Raw genomic sequence first — 21,721 nt, 5'->3', positions numbered from 1 at the left:
ATTGATCCCTGTAGCTTTGCGGACAGCCCCGGTACAATCCGGGGCTTGCCGTTTTTCGCGTTTGCCCAAGGACCACCATGACCGCCACCTTCGTTCACCTGCGTCTGCACACCGAATTCTCCCTGGTTGACGGGCTGGTGCGGGTCAAGCCGCTGGTCAAGGCGGTGGGCGGCTCGGGCATGCCGGCGGTGGCGGTGACCGATCTGAGCAACATGTGCTCGCTGGTGAAGTTCTACAAGACGGCCATGGGCGGCGGCATCAAGCCGATCTGCGGCGCTGACATCTGGTTGGCCAACCGTGACGAGGACGGCCCGCTGACCCGCCTGACCCTGCTGGCGATGAACGCCAAGGGCTACCGCAACCTCACCGAGCTGATTTCCCGTGGCTGGCAGGAAGGCCAGCGCAACGGCGAGATCATCATCGAGCGCGCGTGGGTGAAGGAGGCCGCCGAAGGCCTGATCGCGCTGTCCGGCTCCAAGGAAGGCGAGATCGGCATGGCCCTGCTGGAGGGTGACGACGGCCTCGCGGACTCACTGCTGGCCGAGTGGCTGGAAGTCTTCCCGGACCGCTTCTACCTGGACATCCAGCGTACCAACCGGGTCAACGATGAAGAGCACGTGCATGCCGCCGTGGCTCTGTCCGCGCGCAGTGGCGCGCCGCTGGTGGCGACCAACGACGTGCGCTTCATCAAGGAGTCGGACTTCGAGGCCCACGAGACCCGCGTCTGTATCGGCGAAGGCCGCGCCCTGGATGACCCGCGCCGTTCGCGCAACTATTCCGACCAGCAATACCTGAAAAGCCCGGCGGAAATGGCCGAGCTGTTCAGCGATATCCCCGAGGCTCTGGAAAACTCCGTCGAGATCGCCAAGCGCTGCAACATCGATGTGCAGCTGGGCAAGTACTTCCTGCCCAACTTCCCGATCCCGTACGACGACATGGACATCAACGACTACCTGCGCCATGTCTCCTACGAGGGCCTGGAAGAGCGTCTTGCGGTGCTCTGGCCGCAGGACACCACGCCGAACTACGAAGAGAAGCGGCAGATCTACGTCGACCGCCTGGAGTTCGAGCTGGGCACCATCATCCAGATGGGCTTCCCCGGCTACTTCCTGATCGTGATGGACTTCATCAAGTGGGCCAAGAACAACGGCGTGCCGGTAGGCCCTGGCCGGGGCTCGGGTGCCGGCTCGCTGGTCGCCTACGTGCTGAAGATCACCGACCTCGATCCGCTGGCCTATGACCTGCTATTCGAACGTTTCCTCAACCCCGAACGTATTTCCATGCCCGACTTCGACGTCGACTTCTGCATGGAAGGCCGCGACCGGGTGATCGACTATGTGGCCGGCGCGTACGGCCGCAACGCGGTGAGCCAGATCATCACCTTTGGCTCCATGGCCGCGAAGGCGGTGGTGCGCGACGTGGCGCGGGTGCAGGGCAAGTCCTACGGCCTGGCCGACAAGTTGTCGAAGATGATCCCCTTCGAAGTCGGCATGACCCTGGAGAAGGCCTTCGAGCAGGAAGAAATGCTCCGCGACTTCCTCAAGACCGACGAGGAAGCCCAGGAAATCTGGGACATGGCGCTCAAGCTGGAAGGTGTCACCCGTGGTACCGGCAAACACGCCGGTGGCGTGGTGATCGCGCCGACCAAGCTCACCGACTTCGCCCCCATCGCCTGTGACGAAGAGGGCGCCGGCCTGGTGACCCAGTTCGACAAGGACGACGTGGAAGCTGCTGGCCTGGTGAAGTTCGACTTCCTCGGCCTGCGTACCCTGACCATCATCAAGTGGGCGATGGAGATCATCCATCGCAAGCAGCAGAAAGCCGGCGATACCGATCTGGTCGACATCGACCGCATCCCGCTGGACGACAAGAAGACCTACGACCTGCTGCAGAAGGCGGAAACCACCGCGGTCTTCCAGCTTGAATCGCGCGGCATGAAGGAGCTGATCAAGAAGCTCAAGCCGGACTGCCTGGAAGACCTCATCGCACTCGTGGCGCTGTTCCGTCCCGGTCCGCTGCAGTCGGGCATGGTGGACGACTTCATCAACCGTAAGCACGGTCGCGAGGAAATCTCCTACCCGCACCCTGACTACCAGTATCCCGGCCTCGAGCCGGTGCTCAAGCCCACCTACGGCATCATCCTGTACCAGGAACAGGTCATGCAGATCGCCCAGGTGATGGCGGGCTACAGCCTCGGTGGTGCGGACATGCTGCGTCGCGCCATGGGCAAGAAGAAGCCCGAGGAAATGGCCAAGCAGCGCGGCGGCTTCATCGAAGGCTGCTCCAGCAACGGCATCGACGCCAACCTCTCGGGCAACATCTTCGACCTGGTGGAGAAGTTCGCCGGCTACGGCTTCAACAAGTCGCACTCCGCCGCCTACGGCCTGGTGTCGTACCAGACCGCCTGGCTGAAGACCCACTGGAAAGCCCCGTTCATGGCCGCGGTACTCACCGCGGATATGCAGAACACCGACAAGGTGGTGACGCTCATCGAAGAGTGCCGCCACATGAAGCTGCGCATCGTCGCGCCGGACGTGAACAACTCCGAATTCCGCTTCACCGTGGATGACGAAGATCAAATCGTTTACGGCCTGGGCGCGATCAAGGGCGTCGGCGAAGGCCCGGTGGAAGCCATCACCGAGTGCCGTGCCGAAGGCGGACCGTTCAAGACGCTGTTCGACTTCTGCGACCGCATCGACCTCAAGCGCGTCAATAAACGCACCCTGGAGGCGCTGATCCGTGCCGGCGCGCTGGATCGTCTCGGCCCGCACTTCTATGACGAGCCCAAGGCCTACCACGCCCACGTCGACATCAACCGCGCGGTGCTGCTGGCGTCGATGGAAGAGGCCGTGAAGGCCGCCGAGCAGACCTCGCGCAGCCACGACAGCGGCCACATGGACCTGTTCGGCGGTGTCTTCGCCGAGCCCGAGGCGGATGTCTACGCCAACCACCGCAAGGTCAAGGAGCTCAACCTCAAGGAGCGCCTGAAGGGCGAGAAGGATACCCTCGGCCTGTACCTGACCGGTCACCCCATCGACGAGTACGAAGGCGAGGTGCGACGTTTCGCTCGCCAGCGCATCGTCGAACTGAAACCGGCGCGTGATACCCAGACCGTCGCCGGTCTGATCGTCAACCTGCGGGTGATGAAGAACAAGCGCGGCGACAAGATGGGCTTCGTGACCCTGGACGACCGCTCCGGCCGTATCGAAGCCTCGCTGTTCGCCGAAGCCTTCGCCGCCAACCAGGCGCTGTTGCAGACTGACGCGCTGGTGGTGATCGAGGGTGAAGTCAGCCAGGACGATTTCTCCGGCGGCCTGCGCCTGCGCGCCAAACGCGTGATGGGCCTGGAAGAGGCCCGCACCTCGCTGGCCGAGAGCCTGCGGGTCCGCGTCCATGCCGATGCGCTCAAGGGTGATCGCCTGCGCTGGCTGGCCGATCTGTGCACCCGCCACCGCGGCAGTTGCCCGGTCACTGTCGACTACAGCGGCGAGCAGGCGCGCGCCTTGCTGCAGTTTGGCGAGCAGTGGCGGATCGACCCCGCTGACAACCTGATTCAAGCGTTGCGTGACCAGTTCGGCCGCGACAACGTCTTCCTGAACTACCGCTAGTGAGGTCGGTGGCCATAGGCCGCCCGCCCGCCAGTCTCGACCCCTTGCGCCCGATACCGTAAGGTAGGGCGCTTTACGGACCAGGCCCTGCCGCCATCATCACGACGGATAGCCCATGAACCCGAATTTTCTCGATTTCGAACAGCCCATTGCCGACCTGCACGCCAAGATCGAAGAGCTGCGCCTGGTCGGTAACGACAACGCCCTGAACATCACCGACGAAATCTCCCGTCTGCAGGAGAAGAGCAAGGCGCTGACCGAGAACATCTTCGGCAACCTGACCAGCTGGCAGATCGCCCAGCTCGCTCGCCATCCGCGTCGCCCCTACACCCTCGACTACATCGAGCACATCTTCGGCGAGTTCGAAGAGCTGCACGGCGACCGTCACTTCGCCGATGACGCGGCCATCGTCGGCGGCGTTGCCCGTCTGGACGAACAGCCGGTAATGATCATCGGTCACCAGAAAGGCCGTGAAGTCCGCGAGAAGGTCCGCCGCAACTTCGGCATGCCGCGTCCGGAGGGCTACCGCAAGGCTTGCCGCCTGATGGAAATGGCCGAACGCTTCAAGATGCCGATCCTGACCTTCATCGACACCCCCGGTGCCTACCCGGGCATCGACGCCGAAGAGCGCGGCCAGAGCGAGGCGATTGCCTGGAACCTGCGCGTCATGTCGCGCCTGAAGACTCCGATCATCGCTACCGTGATCGGCGAAGGCGGTTCCGGCGGCGCACTGGCCATTGGCGTGTGCGACCAACTGAACATGCTGCAGTACTCCACCTACGCGGTGATCTCGCCCGAAGGTTGCGCCTCGATCCTCTGGCGTACCGCCGAGAAGGCGCCGGAAGCCGCCGAGGCCATGGGCATCACTGCGAATCGCCTGAAGGACCTGGGCATCGTCGACAACATCATTGCCGAGCCGCTGGGCAGCGCCCACCGCGACCCGGCCGCGATGTCCGAGTCGATCCGCAAGGCCCTGACCGGCCAGCTGGATACCCTCAAGCAGCTGAGCACCGAAGAACTGCTGGCGCGCCGCTACGAGCGCCTGATGAGCTACGGCATCGCCTGATCGATGCCTTCGGCGCAGCGTGGATGACGAGGTATCCTTGCCTCGTCATCCATCCCGCCTTACTGCGCCATGTCCCTTGACTCCGTGTCTCTGGAAAACCGACTTCTAGCTGCACTCGTACCCTGGCGCCGCGCGCCGGCGTGGCGGGTGGCGCTGTCTGGCGGGTTGGATTCCACCGTTCTCCTGCATCTACTGGTACAGCTCGCCCGTCGCGAGGTGTTGCCGCCGATTTCCGCCATTCATGTTCATCACGGCCTGCAGACCGTCGCCGATGCCTGGCCGGAGCACTGCCAGAGGTTTTGCGACGCGCTTGGCGTGCCGTTGCGTGTCGAGCGTGTGCGGGTGGATGGATGGGCGAGCCTGGAGCGTGCCGCCCGGGAGGCTCGCTATGGCGCATTCACCGCAATCCTGGGGGAGGGCGAGTGCCTGCTGACCGGCCAGCATCGCGATGATCAGGCCGAAACCGTGCTGTTCCGCCTGTTCCGTGGTGCGGGCGTGCGCGGTCTGGCAGGAATGCCCGCCTGTCGCTCGCTGGGTAGCGGGCTTCTGCTGCGGCCGTTGCTGGGCATCTCCCGCGACGAGCTGGAGCGCTATGCCCGCAGCCATGGCCTGAGTTGGGTGGAGGACCCGTCCAACGCCAGCGACGATTTTGACCGCAATTACCTGCGCAACCAATTGCTACCGTTCATCGCCTGGCGTTGGCCGGCAGCGGGCGAAACCATCGTTCGCAGTGCCGGGCATCTGGCCGAGGCTGACGGTCTGCTGACGGAGTTGGCCCAGGCTGATCTGATGGCGGCGGACCAGCAGGCGCATTACCGGGAAATGCCGTTGCCTTCCCTGGCAATCGGGCCGTTGATTGCCCTGAGCGAGGCGCGCCAGCGTAATGCCCTTCGTCATTGGCTGGCGCCCCTGGCTCGATTACCCGACAGCGCGCATTGGGCCGGCTGGCAGGATCTGCGCGATGCGCGGGCGGATGCCGAGCCCGTCTGGCGCCTCGCCGACGGCGAGCTGCGCCGCGCCAATGGTCGGCTCTGGTGGTTGGCGAATGCCTGGCTGGCGTTCGTGCCGCAGGTGCAGTCCTGGGCGGATGCCTCTCACGCACTGGTGCTGCCTGGAAACGGCTCGTTGCACGTCGAGGGCGAGTCGCCGCGCGGGCCGTTGGAGGTTCGCTACCGACAGGGCGGGGAAGTCATGGCGCTGCCTGGACGTGGCCACCGCGATCTCAAGCGCCTACTCAACGAGGCTGGGGTTCCGGCGTTCCTTCGCGGCCGCCTGCCACTGCTCTGGCGAGCCGACGAACTGCTGGGTGTAGCGCTGCTGCCGGAGCTGCGCGTGGAGCCGGGACAGTCCTGGATCCTGGGTTGGACACCTCCGACGAATGACTCGGGTTTGAGCTGATAGCCGCTTTCCGGTAGACTACGCTCCCGTCTTATATCGCTCCTGCCGATTCCCTTGGAATCAGCGGGAGTTCGCTATTGATCACGACGAAGTCGTGAGCCGGACTACGGTCCGACACCTTCGCTTCCCCGGCGGCCGAGCCGCCTAAACGCTGACATTCAGGGCTTTTCATGACGCGCTACATCTTCGTCACGGGTGGTGTTGTTTCTTCATTGGGGAAAGGCATCGCCTCGGCTTCCTTGGCTGCCATTCTGGAAGCGCGTGGCCTGAAGATCACGATGCTCAAGCTGGACCCCTACATCAACGTCGATCCGGGCACCATGAGCCCGTTCCAGCACGGTGAGGTGTTCGTCACCCACGACGGCGCGGAAACCGACCTCGATCTGGGCCACTACGAGCGTTTCGTTCGTACCACGATGACCCAGAACAACAACTTCACCACCGGCCGCGTCTACATGGACGTGCTCCGCAAGGAGCGCCGTGGTGACTATCTGGGCGCCACCGTGCAGGTCATCCCGCACATCACCGACGAGATCAAGCGTCGCATCATTAAGGGCGCCGGCGATGCCGACGTGGCCCTGGTTGAAGTCGGCGGCACCGTCGGTGACATCGAGTCGCAACCCTTCCTCGAGGCTATCCGCCAGCTGCGCGTGGAGATCGGTTCGCGCCGCGCCATGCTGATGCACCTGACGCTGGTCCCGTACATCGCCACCGCTGGCGAGACCAAGACCAAGCCGACCCAGCACTCGGTCAAGGAATTGCGCTCCATCGGTCTGCAGCCGGACATCCTGGTCTGCCGCTCCGACCATCCGGTGGACGTGTCCTCCCGCCGTAAGATCGCCTTGTTCACCAACGTGGAAGAGCGCGCGGTCATCTCGCTGGAAGACGTCGACACCATCTACCGCATTCCGTCCGTGCTGCACGCCCAGGGCGTCGATGACTTCGTCGTCGAGCGCTTTGGCCTCGAGTGCGGCCCGGCCGACTTGTCCGAATGGGACCGCGTGGTCGACGCCAAGCTCAACCCTGAGCGTGAAGTCACCATCGCCATGGTCGGCAAGTACATGGAACTGCTCGACGCCTACAAGTCGCTGATCGAAGCCATGACCCATGCCGGCATCCAGAGCCGCACCAAGGTCAACCTGCGCTACATCGACTCCGAGGACATCGAGCAGCAGGGCACCAGCCTGCTCGAAGGCGCCGACGCCATCCTGGTTCCGGGCGGCTTCGGTCTGCGCGGCGTGGAAGGCAAGATCACCGCCGTCCAGTACGCCCGCGAAAACAAGGTTCCGTACCTGGGCATCTGCCTGGGCATGCAGGTGGCCGTCATCGAGTACGCCCGCAACGTGCTGGGCTGGACCGATGCCAACTCCACCGAGTTCGACAAGTCCAGCGGCCACCCGGTCGTCGGCCTGATCACCGAATGGCAGGACGCTACCGGAGCCACCGAAGTGCGCACCGAGGCTTCCGACCTGGGCGGCACCATGCGCCTGGGCGCCCAGGAATGCCTGCTGTCCGCCGGTACCCTGGTGCACGATTGCTATGGCAAGGACGTGATCGTCGAGCGTCACCGCCACCGTTACGAAGTGAACAACAACCTGCGTCCGCAACTGGAAGCCGCCGGCCTGAAGATTTCCGGCCGCTCCGGCGACGGCGCGCTGGTGGAAGTCGTGGAAGCTCCGGACCATCCGTGGTTCGTGGCCTGCCAGTTCCACCCGGAATTCACTTCCACCCCGCGTGATGGCCACCCGCTGTTCAGCGGCTTCGTCAACGCCGCCCTGAAGCAAGCCGGGAAAGCCTGAGCATGACCCAGAAGATCATTCGCGTCGGTGATATCCAGATCGGTAACGACCTGCCGTTCGTGCTGTTCGGCGGCATGAACGTGCTGGAGTCGCGCGATCTGGCGATGCAGGTCTGCGAAGAGTACGTGACGGTCACCGAGAAGCTCGGTATCCCCTACGTGTTCAAGGCCAGCTTCGACAAGGCCAACCGTTCCTCGATCACTTCGTTCCGTGGTCCGGGCATGGAAGAAGGGCTGAAGATCTTCGAAGAGATCAAGAAGACCTTCAAGGTGCCGGTCATCACCGACGTGCATGAGCCCTACCAGGCCGCTCCGGTGGCCGAGGTCTGCGACATCATCCAACTGCCGGCCTTCCTGTCCCGGCAGACCGACCTGGTCGTGGCCATGGCCAAGACCAACGCGGTGATCAACATCAAGAAGGCCCAGTTCCTTGCGCCGCAGGAGATGAAACACATCCTGCGCAAGTGCGAGGAGGCAGGCAACGACCAGCTGATCCTCTGCGAGCGTGGCTCCTCCTTCGGGTACAACAACCTGGTGGTGGACATGCTCGGCTTCGGCATCATGAAGCAGTTCGAGTACCCGGTGTTCTTCGACGTGACCCACGCCCTGCAGATGCCGGGTGGTCGCGCCGATTCCGCCGGCGGCCGCCGCGCCCAGGTCACCGACCTGGCCAAGGCCGGCATGAGCCAGGGCCTCGCCGGCCTGTTCCTGGAGGCCCATCCGGACCCCGAGAACGCCAAATGCGACGGTCCGTGCGCCCTGCGCCTGAACAAGCTCGAGCCTTTCCTGTCCCAGCTCAAGCAGCTGGACGACCTGGTCAAGAGTTTCCCCACTATCGAGACTGCCTGAGAATCCGCTCGATGCTGCCTTGAGCAGACATCGAGCAGGTTCTGAACGTCTCACCAGCCGCCCCGTTTATCTCTATCTTCGGAGTGTTATCAAGAATGGCAAAGATCGTCGACATCAAGGGCCGTGAGGTCCTGGACTCCCGCGGCAACCCGACTGTTGAAGCGGACGTGATCCTGGACAACGGCATCGTCGGCAGCGCTTGCGCCCCGTCCGGTGCATCCACCGGTTCCCGCGAGGCTCTCGAACTGCGCGATGGCGACAAGAGCCGTTACCTGGGCAAGGGCGTGCTGAAAGCCGTGGCCAACATCAACGGCCCGATCCGCGACCTGCTGCTGGGCAAGGACGCGGCTGACCAGAAAGGTCTGGATCACGCGATGATCGACCTCGACGGCACCGAGAACAAAGGCAAGCTGGGCGCCAACGCCATCCTGGCCGTGTCCCTGGCTGCCGCCAAGGCCGCCGCTCAGGCCAAGGGCGTGCCGCTGTACGCGCACATCGCCGACCTGAACGGCACCCCGGGCCAGTACTCCATGCCGGTTCCGATGATGAACATCATCAACGGCGGCGAGCACGCCGATAACAACGTCGACATCCAGGAGTTCATGGTTCAGCCGGTTGGCGCCAAGAACTTCGCCGACGCGCTGCGCATGGGCGCCGAGATCTTCCACCACCTCAAAGCCGTGCTGAAGGCCCGTGGCCTGAATACCGCCGTGGGTGACGAAGGTGGCTTCGCGCCGAACCTGGCTTCCAATGAAGACGCCCTGGCCGCCATCGCCGAAGCCGTCGCCAACGCCGGCTACAAGCTGGGCGAAGACGTGACCCTGGCCCTGGACTGCGCTTCCTCCGAGTTCTTCAAGGACGGCAAGTACGACCTGGAAGGCGAAGGTAAAGTGTTCAGCGCCGAAGGTTTCGCCGACTACCTGGCCGGCCTGACTCAGCGCTACCCGATCATCTCTATCGAAGACGGCATGGACGAGTCCGACTGGGCTGGCTGGAAAGTCCTGACCGACAAGATCGGCGAGAAGGTGCAGCTGGTCGGTGACGACCTGTTCGTAACCAACACCAAGATCCTCAAGCGCGGCATCGACGAGAAGATCGGCAACTCGATCCTGATCAAGTTCAACCAGATCGGCTCGCTGACCGAAACCTTGGAAGCCATCCAGATGGCCAAGGCCGCCGGCTTCACCGCAGTGATCTCGCACCGTTCGGGCGAAACCGAGGACAGCACCATCGCTGACCTGGCTGTCGGCACCGCCGCCGGTCAGATCAAGACTGGCTCCCTGTGCCGCTCCGACCGCGTCTCCAAGTACAACCAGCTGCTGCGTATCGAAGAGCAACTGGGCGCCAAGGCGCCGTACCGTGGTCGCGCGGAATTCCGCGGCTGACGCTAGTCTGGTACGGTGAAGGGGTGGCAGGAGCCACCCCTTTGCATATGGAGCTGATGGTTTGAGGTTACGTAGCCCTTATTGGCTGTTCGTCGTGCTGATCCTGGCGTTGGCCGGTTTGCAGTATCGCCTGTGGGTCGGCGATGGCAGCCTGGCGCAGGTGCGCGACCTGCAGAAGCAGATCGCCGACCAGCAGGGCGAAAACGAGCGTCTGCTCGAGCGTAACCGCATCCTCGAGGCCGAAGTGGCCGAGCTCAAGAAAGGCACCGAGACGGTCGAGGAGCGTGCCCGCCACGAACTCGGCATGGTCAAGGACAAGGAAACCCTCTACCAGCTCGCGCAATGACCACTCCTGCCTTCTGGGCCGTAATACCGGCCGCCGGCATCGGTTCGCGGATGCGTGCCGATCGCCCCAAGCAATACCTCGACCTTGCCGGTCGCAGCATTCTCGAACGTACTCTCGACTGTTTCCTTGGTCATCCCCGGCTCAAGGGCCTGGTGGTGTGCCTGGCCGCCGATGATCCCTGGTGGCCGACCCTGCCGAGCGCCTCCAACGAACTGATCCAGCGTGCCGAAGGCGGCCGTGAGCGTGCCGCTTCGGTGCTCAATGGCTTGCTGCGCCTGAGTGAGCTCGGCGCCGCCACCGATGATTGGGTGCTGGTGCACGACGCTGCCCGGCCGAACCTGGCGCGCGCCGATCTGGATCGCCTGCTGGACGAATTGGAATTCGATACCGTGGGCGGCCTGCTTGGCGTGCCCGCGCGGGATACCTTGAAGCGCGTCGATGCCAATGGCCGTGTGGTCGAGACCATCGACCGCAGTGTGGTCTGGCAGGCCTACACCCCGCAGATGTTCCGCCTCGGTGCGCTGCATCGCGCGCTCGCCGATGCGCTGGTGGCCGACGCGGCCATCACCGACGAAGCCTCGGCCATGGAATGGGCGGGCTACAAGCCGCGCATGGTGGAAGGGCGGGTGGACAACATCAAGGTCACCACCCCGGAAGACCTGCAGCGCCTGCAGCGTAACTTCGCCAAGCACTGAGTCATTCGCGGTTAGAACGAACCTCCCTGTAGGAGCGGGCCATACCCGCGATCGCGCGCATGGCGCGCTCCTACAGGTCGAGCGACGGAGTCCGCTCCTACACCACGTTCATCAGCCCAGCATCGGCACTTCAATCAGAAAGCGGAACAACGCCCCATGCTGCTCCACTGCCAGGCAGTGGTAGCCATGACGCTGGGTGTCCTCGGGAATGCCATGCACCGATTGCGAACAGTCGGTGATCACCTCCAGCAGATCGCCCGGCTTGAGCGTCTCCAGGGTTTCCAGGGTGGCGATGGCGTTGTACGGGCAGTGTTCGCCGCGCAGATCAAGCGACAGCGTCGGCGTCTTGGTGTCGGGCATCGGACGGTTTCCGTTTGCGGGTGAATCGTTGCGCGTTGAGTTGCACCAACAGCATGCAGAGAGCGAGGCCGGCGAAGGTGATCAGCAGGCCGCCTCCAGGGCCGAATTCCTGCAGCAGGTTGAGTTTGGGATAGGGCAGGGCGAGGCTGGTGCCGAACTGATCCCAGTACACGGCGACCAGCGTGCCGCCGATCACGTTGCCGACACCTACTACCCAGAAGTGCACCTGGCCCTCCATCGAACGGTACATCCAGCCGGTCTCGCAGCCGCCGGCCAGCACGATGCCGATGCCGAACAGCACGCCGCCGATCACGGCGTTGGGGCCCATCCAGAATATCTTCGGCGGCAGACCGTTGTGGATCGCGGCGAAGGTGCCGAGACAGGCGGCCGCCATGCCTAGCAGGATGCCCAGCGCGGCCTGGGTCCGGCCGGTGGTCCAGAGGTCGCGGGCGGCGCTGGTGAAGCAGATCTGCGCACGCTCGATCAGGCCGCCGAAGAGCAGGCCGAACAGACAGGCCATGCCCAGCACGAGGGAGGCCTCGAAGCGCCAGGCGGCGAACAGCGCGGCCAGCGCCAGGACGCCCATGCCCAGGCGCCATTGCAGCTTCGCGCGGCGGGCCAGGGCCTTGGCGCTTGGCAAGGCCGCAGCCTTGCCGCCAACTTTCAGTGGAATGCGCAGAAAAGGCAGCAGGCTGATCTTCACGCCGAACCAGGCACCGATCACGGTGGAGAACATGAAGGCCCAGGCGTGCACCGAGAACATCGGGATGCCGGTAAAGAAAGCCGCAAGGTTGCAGCCCATCGCCAGGCGCGCGCCGAAGCCGGCGATCACTCCACCGACCAGCCCCTGCAGCAGGCGCCGCTTGCTGGTTGGCCAGCGCAGGCTGACGTTTCCGGCCCAGAGTGCGCAGCACAACGCGCCGAGGAACATGCCGATGATCATCACGCCATCGATGCGGTCCAGCGGCGTGCCTTGCAGGCCGATGATCTTGAAATAGCTCCACTCCTGCGGCTGCAGGCCGAACCAGGACAGTACATGCCCGCCCCAGCGCGTGAATTCGCCGGTGACCGCCCAGAAGGTGCCGGTCATGGCGAAGTAGTAGGCCGAGGCGACGCCGAGGGCGATCAAGGTCGGGAGTGGCGACCAGAAGCGCACGAGATAGCGCTCGCGGAAGGAGAATAGGGCTGACATCTGTCGTCCTTGAACCTGTGTTGCGGGAAGCCCGCCATTCTAGCCAAGCAGGCCCGGCCACGCTTGTCCTATGACAGGGGCTGTGGCTGCAGGTGTTGCAGGCCTTCCTTCAGGTGATCCACCAATTGCCGAACCTTGGGTGACAGGTGCCGCTGCTGTGGATAAAGCGCCCAGACCCCGGTATTCGGCGGCTGATGCGCCTCCAGCAAGGAAACCAGGCGGCCGCTGCGCAGATGCTCCAGCACGTAATAGTCCGGCAGCTGGCACAGGCCGAATCCGCGTAAAACCGCATCGAGCACCGCCTGGCCGCTATTGCAGCGCCAATTGCCCTGTACCCGGTGCTGGGTTTCCCGGCCGCCCTCAAGGAAGCTCCACTGGTCGCTGCTGCCCACCAGGCAATTGTGCTGCGCCAGTTCCGTCGGGTGCTGCGGCGAGCCATGGCGCGCCAGGTAATCCGGCGTGGCGCACAGGTACATCACTCGTGGCGCCAGGCGCGTCGCCACCAGCCGCGAGTCGCTCAGGCGGCCGAGGCGGATCGCCAGATCGAAACCTTCATGCAGCAGGTCGAGCTGGCGATTGGACAGCTCGATCTCCACCCGCAGCTGCGGAAAGTGCGCCATGAATTCATTCACCAGCGGCACCACGAAGCGTTCGCCGTAGGCCACCGCACACGTCATGCGCAGCAAGCCCTTGGGTTCGGCAGACAGATCGCTGACCGCGCGCAGGGCTTCCTCACGGGCGTCCTGCAAACGTCGGCAGTGCTGCAGGAAAGTCTGTCCGGCCTCGCTCAGCGTGACCTTGCGGGTATTGCGGTAGAGCAACCGGGTCTGCAGGCGCTCTTCAAGCCGCGCCACCTGGCGGCTGACATGGGACGACGACACGCCCAGGCGCTCGGCGGCGGCGGTGAATTGACCGGTTTCGGCGACAGCGACAAATTCGTCCAGTCCTTCCCAGCGGTGCATCTGGATTATCCCTGTATGGCAATAATGTTTTGATTATTGCCTGATTATTCCCTGAAACGGGGTTTTCTACACTTCCAAGGCTTTAGGGCGCGCTTTTCCATGAGCGGCCCCGGCAATCTCCGACGTGGCTACGGCCCGTCGCCGGTTTCTCGGCCCTGCTGCCGAATCCCGTCCGCGCAGCGGGCGTTGTCGTTTTCCTTCGTTCAGGAGTTTCCAGATGATCAAGTCCCGTGCCGCCGTCGCCTTCGCTCCCAACCAGCCGTTGGAAATCGTCGAAGTCGATGTGGCGCCGCCGAAGAAGGGCGAAGTGCTGGTACGCATCGTCGCCACCGGCGTCTGCCATACCGACGCCTACACCCTGTCCGGCCAGGATTCCGAAGGGGTGTTCCCGTGCATCCTCGGTCATGAGGGCGGTGGCATCGTTGAAGCGGTGGGCGAGGGCGTCACCTCGCTGAAGGTCGGCGACCATGTGATCCCGCTGTACACCGCTGAATGCCGTGAGTGCAAATTCTGCAAATCCGGCAAGACCAACCTCTGCCAAGCCGTGCGCGCCACCCAGGGCAAGGGCCTGATGCCCGACGGCACCAGCCGCTTCTCCTACAAGGGCGAGCCGATCTTCCACTACATGGGCTGCTCGACCTTCTCCGAGTACACCGTGCTGCCGGAAATCTCCCTGGCCAAGATCCCCGAAGAGGCGCCGCTGGAGAAGGTCTGCCTGCTCGGTTGCGGCGTGACCACCGGCATCGGCGCGGTGCTGAACACCGCCAAGGTGGAAGAGGGCGCCACCGTCGCCATCTTCGGCCTGGGTGGCATCGGCCTCGCGGCGATCATCGGTGCGAAGATGGCCAAGGCCGCGCGCATCATCGCCATCGACATCAACCCGTCCAAGTTCGACATCGCCAGGCAACTGGGCGCCACTGACTTCGTCAATCCGAAGGATCACCAGAAGCCGATCCAGGACGTCATCGTCGAGATGACCGACGGCGGCGTGGACTATTCCTTCGAGTGCGTCGGCAATGTGCAGCTGATGCGCGCGGCGCTGGAGTGCTGCCACAAGGGCTGGGGCGAATCCACCATCATCGGCGTCGCCGGTGCCGGCCAGGAAATCAGCACCCGTCCGTTCCAGCTGGTCACCGGTCGCGTCTGGCGTGGCTCCGCCTTTGGCGGCGTGAAGGGTCGCACCGAGCTGCCGAGCTACGTGGAGAAGGCGCAGAAGGGCGAAATCCCGCTGGATACCTTCATCACCCACACCATGGGGCTGGAGAGGATCAACGAGGCCTTCGACCTGATGCACGAAGGCAAGAGCATCCGTTCCGTCATCCATTACTGATCGGGTAGCCGGGCGCCTTGAGCGCCCGGCTTCACAGGAGAGGAGGTTCCCATGACGGATTCCATCGAACTGATCAGCAGCCAGAAGAGTTTTGGCGGCTGGCATCAGCGCTATCGCCACCGTTCCGAAACGCTCGGCTGCGACATGGTCTTCGCGGTCTACCTGCCGCCCCAGGCCGAGCCCGAGGCGGGCCTGCCGGTGTTGTACTGGCTGTCCGGGCTGACCTGCACCGACGAGAACTTCATGCAGAAGGCCGGTGCCCACCGCATGGCGGCCGAGCTGGGCCTGGTCATCGTCGCGCCGGACACCAGCCCGCGTGGCCCTGAAGTGCCGGGTGATCCGGACGGCGCCTGGGACTTCGGCCTTGGCGCCGGCTTCTACGTCAACGCCACCCAGGAACCCTGGTCGCGCCATTACCGCATGCATGACTATGTAGTGCGGGAGCTACCTGCGCTGGTCGAGGCCAATTTCCCGGTGTCCCAGCGGCGCGGCATCAGTGGCCACTCCATGGGCGGCCACGGTGCTCTGGTCTGCGCGTTGCGTAATCCGGGGCACTATCTGTCGTTGTCAGCGTTTGCGCCCATCACCCATCCGAGCGACTGTCCCTGGGGGCAGAAGGCGCTCGGCCGCTTCCTTGGCGAAGACCCGGCTGCCTGGCGGGAGTGGGATGCGGTCGAACTGCTGGCAAATGCCAGCGAGCGCCTGCCGATACTGGTGGACCAGGGCGATCGCGACGACTTCCTGGCCGTTCAGCTCAAGCCCGAAGCCCTTCGTGAAGCGGCGGCTGCAGTCGGTCATCCGCTGGAGCTGCGCTTGCAGCCGGGGTATGACCACAGCTACTACTTCATCGCCAGCTTCATCGAGGATCACTTGCGGCATCACGCCCAAGTGCTCTATAGCTGAGAAGGTCGGGGTGTCGCCGCATGGCAACGCTGATCCGGTAGAATCGACGCCCTGACTTCAACAGGGCGTTTTTTCATGCGAATCGGACATGGCTACGACGTGCATCGCTTCGGCGAGGGCGATTTCATCACCCTTGGCGGGGTGCGCATTCCCCACAAGTTCGGGCTGATCGCCCATTCCGACGGCGACGTGCTGCTGCATGCCCTTTCCGACGCATTGCTCGGCGCCTGCGCGCTGGGTGACATCGGCAAGCACTTCCCCGACACCGACCCGCAGTTCAAGGGCGCCGACAGCCGCGTGCTGCTGCGCCACGTGCTGTCTCTGGTGGAGGCAAAAGGCTGGAAAGTGGAAAACGTCGATACCACCATCATCGCCCAGGCACCGAAGATGGCGCCGCACATTCAGGCCATGCGCGAGACCATCGCCGCCGACCTGAAGGTCGAACTGGACCAGGTCAACGTCAAGGCGACCACCACCGAGAAACTCGGCTTCACCGGCCGCGAAGAGGGCATCGCGGTACACGCCGTTGCCCTGCTGAGCCGCGCATGACCGAGCTGGAGCTGCTGGGGCCGTGCGCCCATGGGGAGCCTTGCGGGCGAGGCGTGCTCAAGGCCGTGGCCGAGGACTTCCAGGTCGACGAAGTACTGGACATTCCCTTGTCGGGTGATGGTGAACACCTCTGGCTGTGGGTGGAAAAGCGTGGCCTGAACACCGAGGAAGCGGCACGTCGCCTGGCCCGCGCCGCCGGTGTACCGGTGAAAATGATCAGCTACGCCGGCCTCAAGGATCGCCAGGCACTGACCCGCCAGTGGTTCAGCCTGCACCTGCCGGGCAAGTCCGATCCGGACCTGTCGGCCGCCGAAGACGACAGCCTGCGCATCCTCGAACGCAACCGCCATCGCCGCAAACTGCAGCGCGGCGCGCACTCGGCCAACGGCTTCACCCTGCGCCTGACCGAGCTGCAGGCGGACCGGGAGCAGCTGGATGCACGCCTGAAGGCCATCGCGGCCATCGGCGTGCCCAACTACTTCGGTACCCAGCGCTTCGGCCACGGTGGCGGCAACGTCTTCGACGCACGGGGCTTCGCCGAACGCGGCAAGCTGCCGGACCACCGCAATATCCGTTCGCGCCTGCTGTCGGCAGCACGCAGCTACCTCTTCAATCAGGTACTGGCGCAACGCGTGGCGCAAGGAATCTGGAACCAGGCGCAGGTCGGCGATCTGCTGGCCTTCACCGATAGCCGCAGCTTCTTCCCGGCGGGAGAGGCGGAGTGTGCCGATCCGCGCCTGGCAGCGCTGGACCTGCATCCCACTGGGCCGATGTGGGGCGAAGGCGATTCACCGGCCAGCGGTGCGCCCGGCGACCTCGAGCGCAGTGTGCAACAGGCGGAGATGGCGCTTTGCCAGTGGCTTGCCGGTGCGGACCTGGCGCACGAACGGCGCATTCTGCGCCTCCCCATCCCGAGCCTGGCATGGCATTATCCCGCCCCTGACATTCTGCAACTGGAATTCGTCCTGCCGGCTGGCTGCTTCGCCACCGCGGTCGTGCGCGAGCTGATCGAACTCGTGCCGGCAGGGCAGACGGAAAACCCATGCGCATATTGATTGCCAACGACGACGGGGTGACTGCACCCGGTATCGCCGCGCTTTACGACGCGCTGTCCGATCATGCGGACTGTGTCGTGATCGCCCCGGAAGCCGACCGCAGCGGAGCGAGTAGTTCGCTCACGCTGGACCGGCCGCTGCATCCCCATCGCCTGGGCAATGGCTTCATCAGTCTCAACGGTACGCCGACCGACTGCGTGCACCTGGGCCTCAACGGCCTGCTGGATGAATTGCCGGACATGGTCGTATCGGGGATCAACCTGGGCGCCAACCTGGGTGACGACGTGCTCTATTCGGGCACCGTCGCGGCTGCCCTGGAGGGGCGCTTCCTGTCCCGCCCGGCGTTCGCCTTTTCGTTGTGCTCGCGCCTGACGGACAACCTGCCCACCGCGATGCACTTCGCGCGTCTGCTGGTGGAGTCCCACGAGAAGCTCGATCTGCCGCCGCGCACCGTGCTCAACGTGAACATCCCCAACCTCCCGCTGGATCGCGTGCGTGGCATCCAGATGACCCGCCTGGGGCATCGCGCCCGCGCCGCCGCACCGGTGAAGGTGGTCAACCCGCGTGGCAAGGAAGGTTACTGGATCGCCGCCGCCGGCGACGCCGAGGATGGCGGGGAGGGCACTGATTTCCATGCGGTGATGCAGGGCTACGTGTCCATCACGCCGTTGCAGATGGACCGGACCTTCCGTGAGGCGTTCAATATCCTTGGCGATTGGATCGGAGGGCTCGACCATGGCCAATGAAATGTCTCGCCGCGGCGGGATCGGGATGACCTCCCAGCGCACCCGCGAGCGCCTGATTCAGCGTCTGTACGAAGAGGGGCTTTCCAACGCGCACGTGCTGGAAGTGATTCGCCGCACGCCGCGCCACCTGTTCGTCGACGAGGCGCTGGCGCATCGCGCCTACGAAGACACGGCGCTGCCGATCGGGCATAACCAGACCATCTCGCAGCCCTTCATGGTGGCGAGGATGACCGAGCTGTTGCTGGCGGCAGGTCCCCTGGACAAGGTGCTGGAGATCGGCACCGGCTCCGGTTACCAGACGGCCGTGTTGTCGCAATTGGTCGAGCGGGTGTTCTCGGTCGAGCGTATCCAGGCGCTGCAGGATCGTGCGAAAGAGCGACTTGCGGAGCTAAACCTGCGAAATGTTGTCTTTCGTTGGGGCGATGGTTGGGAAGGGTGGTCAGCTCTGGCACCCTACAACGGCATCATCGTCACCGCGGCGGCGGCCGAAGTCCCGCAGGCCTTGCTGGACCAGCTGGCGCCGGGTGGGCGCCTGGTGATCCCGGTGGGTGGCGGCGAGGTCCAGCAACTGTTGCTGATCGTACGCACCGAGGATGGATTCCAGCGCCAGGTGCTGGACTCGGTACGCTTCGTTCCGCTGCTCAACGGCCCGCTGGGCTGAAACAGGCGCAGCGGCAGCGGATACAATACCGGCCAACAGGCTGGACGTAATTCATGGATAAGGGGGATGGGTGAGCTTGACAGCGACCCTGCGACAACGGAACTGGATCAAGGGCCTGGGCCATGCTGTGCTGGCCATTGCCGTTTGCTCTCTGCTGGGAGCCTGTTCATCCTCGTCACGTAGCGGCACCACCGTGGTCGACGGCGGCGCCTCTGCGCGCAAGCCGGCCGTGACCAGCGGGCAGTACGTCGTACGTCGCGGCGACACCCTGTATTCCATTGCCTTCCGCTACGGCTGGGACTGGAAAGCCCTGGCCGCGCGCAACAACATTGACGCGCCCTATACCATTCGCCCCGGACAAGCGATCCGCTTCGATGGCGGCTCTTCTACGGCACAACCGTCCGTCGCCAAAAATTCTGCGCCCGTCGCTCCGGTGGTTGTCAATAAACCGGCTACTACGACGTCCAGTGCCAGTAAACCGACTTCGCCAGCGGCGACACCTTCGTCGCAGGCCAGCGCCAGCACCGCAACTCCCGCGCCTTCGGGCGGTGGTGTGAGTGGGTGGATATGGCCAACCGACGGCACCCTGATTGGGCGTTTTGCATCAAACGGCAGTTTGAATAAAGGGATTGATATAGCCGGGCAATTGGGCCAGCCTGTCTTGGCTGCGTCCAATGGCACGGTTGTGTATGCCGGTAGTGGTTTGCGGGGCTACGGCGAACTCGTGATCATCAAGCACAGCGATACCTACGTAAGCGCCTACGGTCACAACCGCAGGTTGCTGGTGCGGGAAGGGCAACAGGTCAAAGTCGGGCAGAACATTGCCGAGATGGGCTCCACAGGGACTGACCGGGTGAAGCTGCACTTTGAGATTCGCCGCCAGGGTAAGCCTGTAGATCCTCTGCAATACCTGCCAAGTCGTTGACGTTTGCTGTTCCCCTGCGTGGGTGAGCGGGCCTCGGTGTCCTAAGGATAAGGACGCACCTGGGCTTGTTGTCGAACTCAGCAAGGGATAACGACATGGCACTTAAAAAAGAAGGGCCGGAGTTTGACGTCGATGATGAAGTGCTCCTTCTGGAGCCCGGCATCATTTTTGAAGAGTCGCTTGCCGAAGAGCAGGTATCGCTTCAAGTCACTCCCAAAGCCTCAACACTCTCCTCTCTCAAGCAACACAAGCACATCGACTACACGCGGGCGCTCGACGCGACCCAGCTGTATCTCAATGAAATCGGCTTTTCGCCGTTGCTGACCCCGGAAGAAGAAGTCCACTTTGCGCGCCTTGCGCAGAAGGGCGATCCTGCCGGCCGACGTCGAATGATCGAGAGTAACCTGCGTCTGGTGGTGAAGATCGCGCGGCGCTACGTCAATCGCGGCCTCTCGCTGCTTGATCTGATCGAAGAGGGCAACCTCGGCTTGATCCGGGCGGTGGAAAAGTTCGATCCGGAACGTGGCTTCCGCTTCTCCACCTATGCGACCTGGTGGATTCGACAGACCATCGAACGGGCCATCATGAACCAGACGCGCACGATTCGCCTGCCGATCCATGTGGTCAAGGAACTCAATGTCTACCTGCGGGCGGCTCGTGAGCTGACCCAGAAGCTGGACCACGAGCCCTCGCCCGAGGAAATCGCCAACCTGCTTGAGAAGCCAGTAGACGAGGTCAAGCGCATGCTGGGCCTCAACGAGCGGGTGACCTCCGTGGACGTCTCGCTTGGCCCGGACTCCGACAAGACGCTGCTCGATACGCTCACGGACGACCGGCCGACCGACCCCTGCGAGTTGCTGCAGGACGATGACCTCAGCGAGAGCATCGACCTGTGGTTGTCGGAGTTGACCGATAAGCAGCGGGAAGTGGTGATCCGTCGCTTCGGCTTGCGTGGGCATGAAAGCAGCACACTGGAAGAGGTTGGGCAGGAAATCGGCCTGACCCGCGAACGGGTTCGCCAGATCCAGGTCGAGGCACTCAAGCGCTTGCGCGAGATACTCGAGAAGAATGGTCTCTCCAGCGACGCCCTGTTCCAGTAGCGCCCTGTTCCGTTAACACGGATCGACCCCAAAAAAGCCCGGATGATTCCGGGCTTTTTTATGCGTCTCGATGTAAGCATTCGCTTACGCGGCGTGTGAGTGTTCAGCTTCAAATGCTGCTCGCCTAAGCTGCAATATTTTTTATCTTATTGTTTTATAAGGATTTTATTTCTCTGCATCAGCGTAGGAGAGGGGCGCATGGGGCAAACTGGCCCGGTTGCTGCGATGCGGGAGCCGAGTAATATCACTCCTGCGTACACGGAAAGGCGCAGGCCGGTAAGGATGCCGGTCAGGACATCGCAGGATGGCGATTCATCAGGATGATGAATTAGGGAAGAAAGAGTGGGCGGGTTATCCCGCCCCTTTTTTTTGCCCGCGAAAAAGTGGCACAGCAGAAATAAGAAGGCCCGCGCGAGGCGGGCCTTTTCGGAGATCAGCGCTCCAGGTGCTGCAGCTTGTTCGGCTTGCCGTCCCACTCTTCGGCGTCCGGCAGCGATTCCTTCTTCTCGGTGATGTTCGGCCAAACGTCAGCCAGATCCTTGTTCAGCTCGATGAATTCCTGCATGCCATCCGGGACCTCGTCCTCGGAGAAGATCGCCTGGGCCGGGCACTCCGGTTCGCACAGGGCGCAATCGATGCACTCATCCGGGTGAATGACCAGGAAGTTCGGGCCTTCGTAGAAGCAGTCGACCGGGCAGACTTCCACGCAGTCGGTGTATTTGCACTTGATGCAGTTGTCGGTGACGACGAAGGTCATTTTCTAATTCTCTCCTCAGGCGGGCGGCTAAGCGCG

At 63.6% G+C, this 21,721-nt stretch carries 20 protein-coding genes; 16 read left to right on the top strand and 4 right to left on the bottom strand.

Features of this window, described 5'->3' with window-relative positions; genetic code table 11:
• Window positions 1-77: 77 nt before the first annotated feature.
• The 8 genes from dnaE to ispD all read left to right on the top strand — a co-directional run bounded on the left by dnaE (window position 78) and on the right by ispD (window position 11,145).
• Window positions 78-3,608 carry a DNA polymerase III subunit alpha gene (gene dnaE / locus GA645_RS20925; RefSeq protein ID WP_152225010.1) on the top strand — a complete coding sequence of 1,177 codons (3,531 nt, stop codon included), beginning with the start codon at window positions 78-80 and terminating at the stop codon, window positions 3,606-3,608.
• Between the two features lie 115 nt (window positions 3,609-3,723).
• Window positions 3,724-4,674: an acetyl-CoA carboxylase carboxyl transferase subunit alpha gene (accA, locus tag GA645_RS20920; protein ID WP_152225008.1), complete on the top strand. Its 951-nt coding sequence runs from the start codon at window positions 3,724-3,726 to the stop codon at window positions 4,672-4,674.
• A gap of 69 nt (window positions 4,675-4,743) precedes the next feature.
• Window positions 4,744-6,072 carry a tRNA lysidine(34) synthetase TilS gene (tilS, locus tag GA645_RS20915; RefSeq protein ID WP_152225006.1) on the top strand — a complete coding sequence of 443 codons (1,329 nt, stop codon included), beginning with the start codon at window positions 4,744-4,746 and terminating at the stop codon, window positions 6,070-6,072.
• Window positions 6,073-6,242: 170 nt separating this feature from the next.
• A complete protein-coding gene (locus tag GA645_RS20910) occupies window positions 6,243-7,871 on the top strand; it encodes a CTP synthase (protein ID WP_152225004.1) in 1,629 nt (542 codons plus the stop codon).
• A 2-nt stretch (window positions 7,872-7,873) separates the two neighbouring features.
• A complete protein-coding gene (kdsA, locus tag GA645_RS20905; protein ID WP_152225002.1) occupies window positions 7,874-8,719 on the top strand; it encodes a 3-deoxy-8-phosphooctulonate synthase in 846 nt (281 codons plus the stop codon).
• 95 nt (window positions 8,720-8,814) lie between these two features.
• On the top strand, window positions 8,815-10,104 hold the full coding sequence (gene eno / locus GA645_RS20900) for a phosphopyruvate hydratase (protein ID WP_152225000.1): 1,290 nt from the start codon (window positions 8,815-8,817) through the stop codon (window positions 10,102-10,104).
• A gap of 61 nt (window positions 10,105-10,165) precedes the next feature.
• Window positions 10,166-10,450 carry a cell division protein FtsB gene (gene ftsB / locus GA645_RS20895; RefSeq protein WP_017521200.1) on the top strand — a complete coding sequence of 95 codons (285 nt, stop codon included), beginning with the start codon at window positions 10,166-10,168 and terminating at the stop codon, window positions 10,448-10,450.
• Window positions 10,447-11,145, top strand: a complete 699-nt coding sequence (gene ispD, locus GA645_RS20890) for a 2-C-methyl-D-erythritol 4-phosphate cytidylyltransferase (protein ID WP_152224998.1) — start codon at window positions 10,447-10,449, stop codon at window positions 11,143-11,145. Before ftsB ends, ispD begins: the two co-directional genes overlap by 4 nt.
• A gap of 111 nt (window positions 11,146-11,256) precedes the next feature.
• Here ispD and yedF read toward each other — a convergent pair whose 3' ends face one another.
• From yedF to GA645_RS20875, 3 genes are all read right to left on the bottom strand, one after another.
• Entirely contained in the window at window positions 11,257-11,505 is a 249-nt protein-coding gene (gene yedF / locus GA645_RS20885) for a sulfurtransferase-like selenium metabolism protein YedF (protein ID WP_152224996.1), read from the bottom strand.
• Entirely contained in the window at window positions 11,471-12,697 is a 1,227-nt protein-coding gene (gene yedE / locus GA645_RS20880; RefSeq protein ID WP_152224994.1) for a selenium metabolism membrane protein YedE/FdhT, read from the bottom strand. Before yedE ends, yedF begins: the two co-directional genes overlap by 35 nt.
• Before the next feature lie 68 nt (window positions 12,698-12,765).
• On the bottom strand, window positions 12,766-13,659 hold the full coding sequence (locus tag GA645_RS20875) for a LysR substrate-binding domain-containing protein (RefSeq protein WP_152224992.1): 894 nt from the start codon (window positions 13,657-13,659) through the stop codon (window positions 12,766-12,768).
• 217 nt (window positions 13,660-13,876) lie between these two features.
• Here GA645_RS20875 and GA645_RS20870 point away from each other — a divergent pair, with 217 nt between their 5' ends.
• The 8 genes from GA645_RS20870 to rpoS all read left to right on the top strand — a co-directional run bounded on the left by GA645_RS20870 (window position 13,877) and on the right by rpoS (window position 20,928).
• Entirely contained in the window at window positions 13,877-14,989 is a 1,113-nt protein-coding gene (locus tag GA645_RS20870) for an S-(hydroxymethyl)glutathione dehydrogenase/class III alcohol dehydrogenase (RefSeq protein ID WP_152224990.1), read from the top strand.
• A gap of 51 nt (window positions 14,990-15,040) precedes the next feature.
• Window positions 15,041-15,892 (top strand): S-formylglutathione hydrolase, encoded by an 852-nt coding sequence (gene fghA / locus GA645_RS20865; protein WP_152224988.1) that lies wholly within the window; start codon window positions 15,041-15,043, stop codon window positions 15,890-15,892.
• Between the two features lie 75 nt (window positions 15,893-15,967).
• Window positions 15,968-16,441 (top strand): 2-C-methyl-D-erythritol 2,4-cyclodiphosphate synthase, encoded by a 474-nt coding sequence (gene ispF, locus GA645_RS20860; protein WP_017521207.1) that lies wholly within the window; start codon window positions 15,968-15,970, stop codon window positions 16,439-16,441.
• A complete protein-coding gene (gene truD, locus GA645_RS20855; protein ID WP_152224986.1) occupies window positions 16,438-17,496 on the top strand; it encodes a tRNA pseudouridine(13) synthase TruD in 1,059 nt (352 codons plus the stop codon). Before ispF ends, truD begins: the two co-directional genes overlap by 4 nt.
• Complete coding sequence (gene surE, locus GA645_RS20850; protein ID WP_152224984.1) at window positions 17,484-18,242, top strand: 5'/3'-nucleotidase SurE; 759 nt, start codon at window positions 17,484-17,486, stop codon at window positions 18,240-18,242. The genes truD and surE overlap by 13 nt, the downstream gene beginning before the upstream one ends.
• A 25-nt stretch (window positions 18,243-18,267) precedes the next feature.
• Window positions 18,268-18,903, top strand: a complete 636-nt coding sequence (locus GA645_RS20845; protein WP_152224982.1) for a protein-L-isoaspartate(D-aspartate) O-methyltransferase — start codon at window positions 18,268-18,270, stop codon at window positions 18,901-18,903.
• Window positions 18,904-19,009: 106 nt separating this feature from the next.
• A complete protein-coding gene (locus GA645_RS20840; RefSeq protein ID WP_372239813.1) occupies window positions 19,010-19,828 on the top strand; it encodes a peptidoglycan DD-metalloendopeptidase family protein in 819 nt (272 codons plus the stop codon).
• Window positions 19,829-19,923: 95 nt separating this feature from the next.
• On the top strand, window positions 19,924-20,928 hold the full coding sequence (gene rpoS, locus GA645_RS20835; protein WP_152224978.1) for an RNA polymerase sigma factor RpoS: 1,005 nt from the start codon (window positions 19,924-19,926) through the stop codon (window positions 20,926-20,928).
• A 433-nt stretch (window positions 20,929-21,361) separates the two neighbouring features.
• On the opposite strand, the gene fdxA is transcribed toward rpoS, so the two are convergent.
• Window positions 21,362-21,685: a ferredoxin FdxA gene (gene fdxA, locus GA645_RS20830; protein WP_152224976.1), complete on the bottom strand. Its 324-nt coding sequence runs from the start codon at window positions 21,683-21,685 to the stop codon at window positions 21,362-21,364.
• Window positions 21,686-21,721 lie beyond the last annotated feature (36 nt).

Origin of the sequence: Pseudomonas sp. SCB32 (genome assembly GCF_009189165.1) — a bacterium.
Lineage (GTDB): Bacteria > Pseudomonadota > Gammaproteobacteria > Pseudomonadales > Pseudomonadaceae > Pseudomonas.
The sequence above is the reverse complement of the archived record's forward strand: the minus strand, read 5'-3'. Positions and strand labels throughout refer to the sequence as shown.

Bases quoted from the DNA above. Each gene is read 5' to 3' on its own strand.
- dnaE (WP_152225010.1), top strand. From the start codon at position 78: ATGACCGCCACCTTCGTTCACCTGCGTCTGCACACCGAATTCTCCCTG.
- accA (WP_152225008.1), top strand. From the start codon at position 3,724: ATGAACCCGAATTTTCTCGATTTCGAACAGCCCATTGCCGACCTGCAC.
- tilS (WP_152225006.1), top strand. From the start codon at position 4,744: ATGTCCCTTGACTCCGTGTCTCTGGAAAACCGACTTCTAGCTGCACTC.
- GA645_RS20910 (WP_152225004.1), top strand. From the start codon at position 6,243: ATGACGCGCTACATCTTCGTCACGGGTGGTGTTGTTTCTTCATTGGGG.
- kdsA (WP_152225002.1), top strand. From the start codon at position 7,874: ATGACCCAGAAGATCATTCGCGTCGGTGATATCCAGATCGGTAACGAC.
- eno (WP_152225000.1), top strand. From the start codon at position 8,815: ATGGCAAAGATCGTCGACATCAAGGGCCGTGAGGTCCTGGACTCCCGC.
- ispD (WP_152224998.1), top strand. From the start codon at position 10,447: ATGACCACTCCTGCCTTCTGGGCCGTAATACCGGCCGCCGGCATCGGT.
- yedF (WP_152224996.1), bottom strand. From the start codon at position 11,505: ATGCCCGACACCAAGACGCCGACGCTGTCGCTTGATCTGCGCGGCGAA.
- yedE (WP_152224994.1), bottom strand. From the start codon at position 12,697: ATGTCAGCCCTATTCTCCTTCCGCGAGCGCTATCTCGTGCGCTTCTGG.
- GA645_RS20875 (WP_152224992.1), bottom strand. From the start codon at position 13,659: ATGCACCGCTGGGAAGGACTGGACGAATTTGTCGCTGTCGCCGAAACC.
- GA645_RS20870 (WP_152224990.1), top strand. From the start codon at position 13,877: ATGATCAAGTCCCGTGCCGCCGTCGCCTTCGCTCCCAACCAGCCGTTG.
- fghA (WP_152224988.1), top strand. From the start codon at position 15,041: ATGACGGATTCCATCGAACTGATCAGCAGCCAGAAGAGTTTTGGCGGC.
- ispF (WP_017521207.1), top strand. From the start codon at position 15,968: ATGCGAATCGGACATGGCTACGACGTGCATCGCTTCGGCGAGGGCGAT.
- truD (WP_152224986.1), top strand. From the start codon at position 16,438: ATGACCGAGCTGGAGCTGCTGGGGCCGTGCGCCCATGGGGAGCCTTGC.
- surE (WP_152224984.1), top strand. From the start codon at position 17,484: ATGCGCATATTGATTGCCAACGACGACGGGGTGACTGCACCCGGTATC.
- GA645_RS20845 (WP_152224982.1), top strand. From the start codon at position 18,268: ATGACCTCCCAGCGCACCCGCGAGCGCCTGATTCAGCGTCTGTACGAA.
- rpoS (WP_152224978.1), top strand. From the start codon at position 19,924: ATGGCACTTAAAAAAGAAGGGCCGGAGTTTGACGTCGATGATGAAGTG.
- fdxA (WP_152224976.1), bottom strand. From the start codon at position 21,685: ATGACCTTCGTCGTCACCGACAACTGCATCAAGTGCAAATACACCGAC.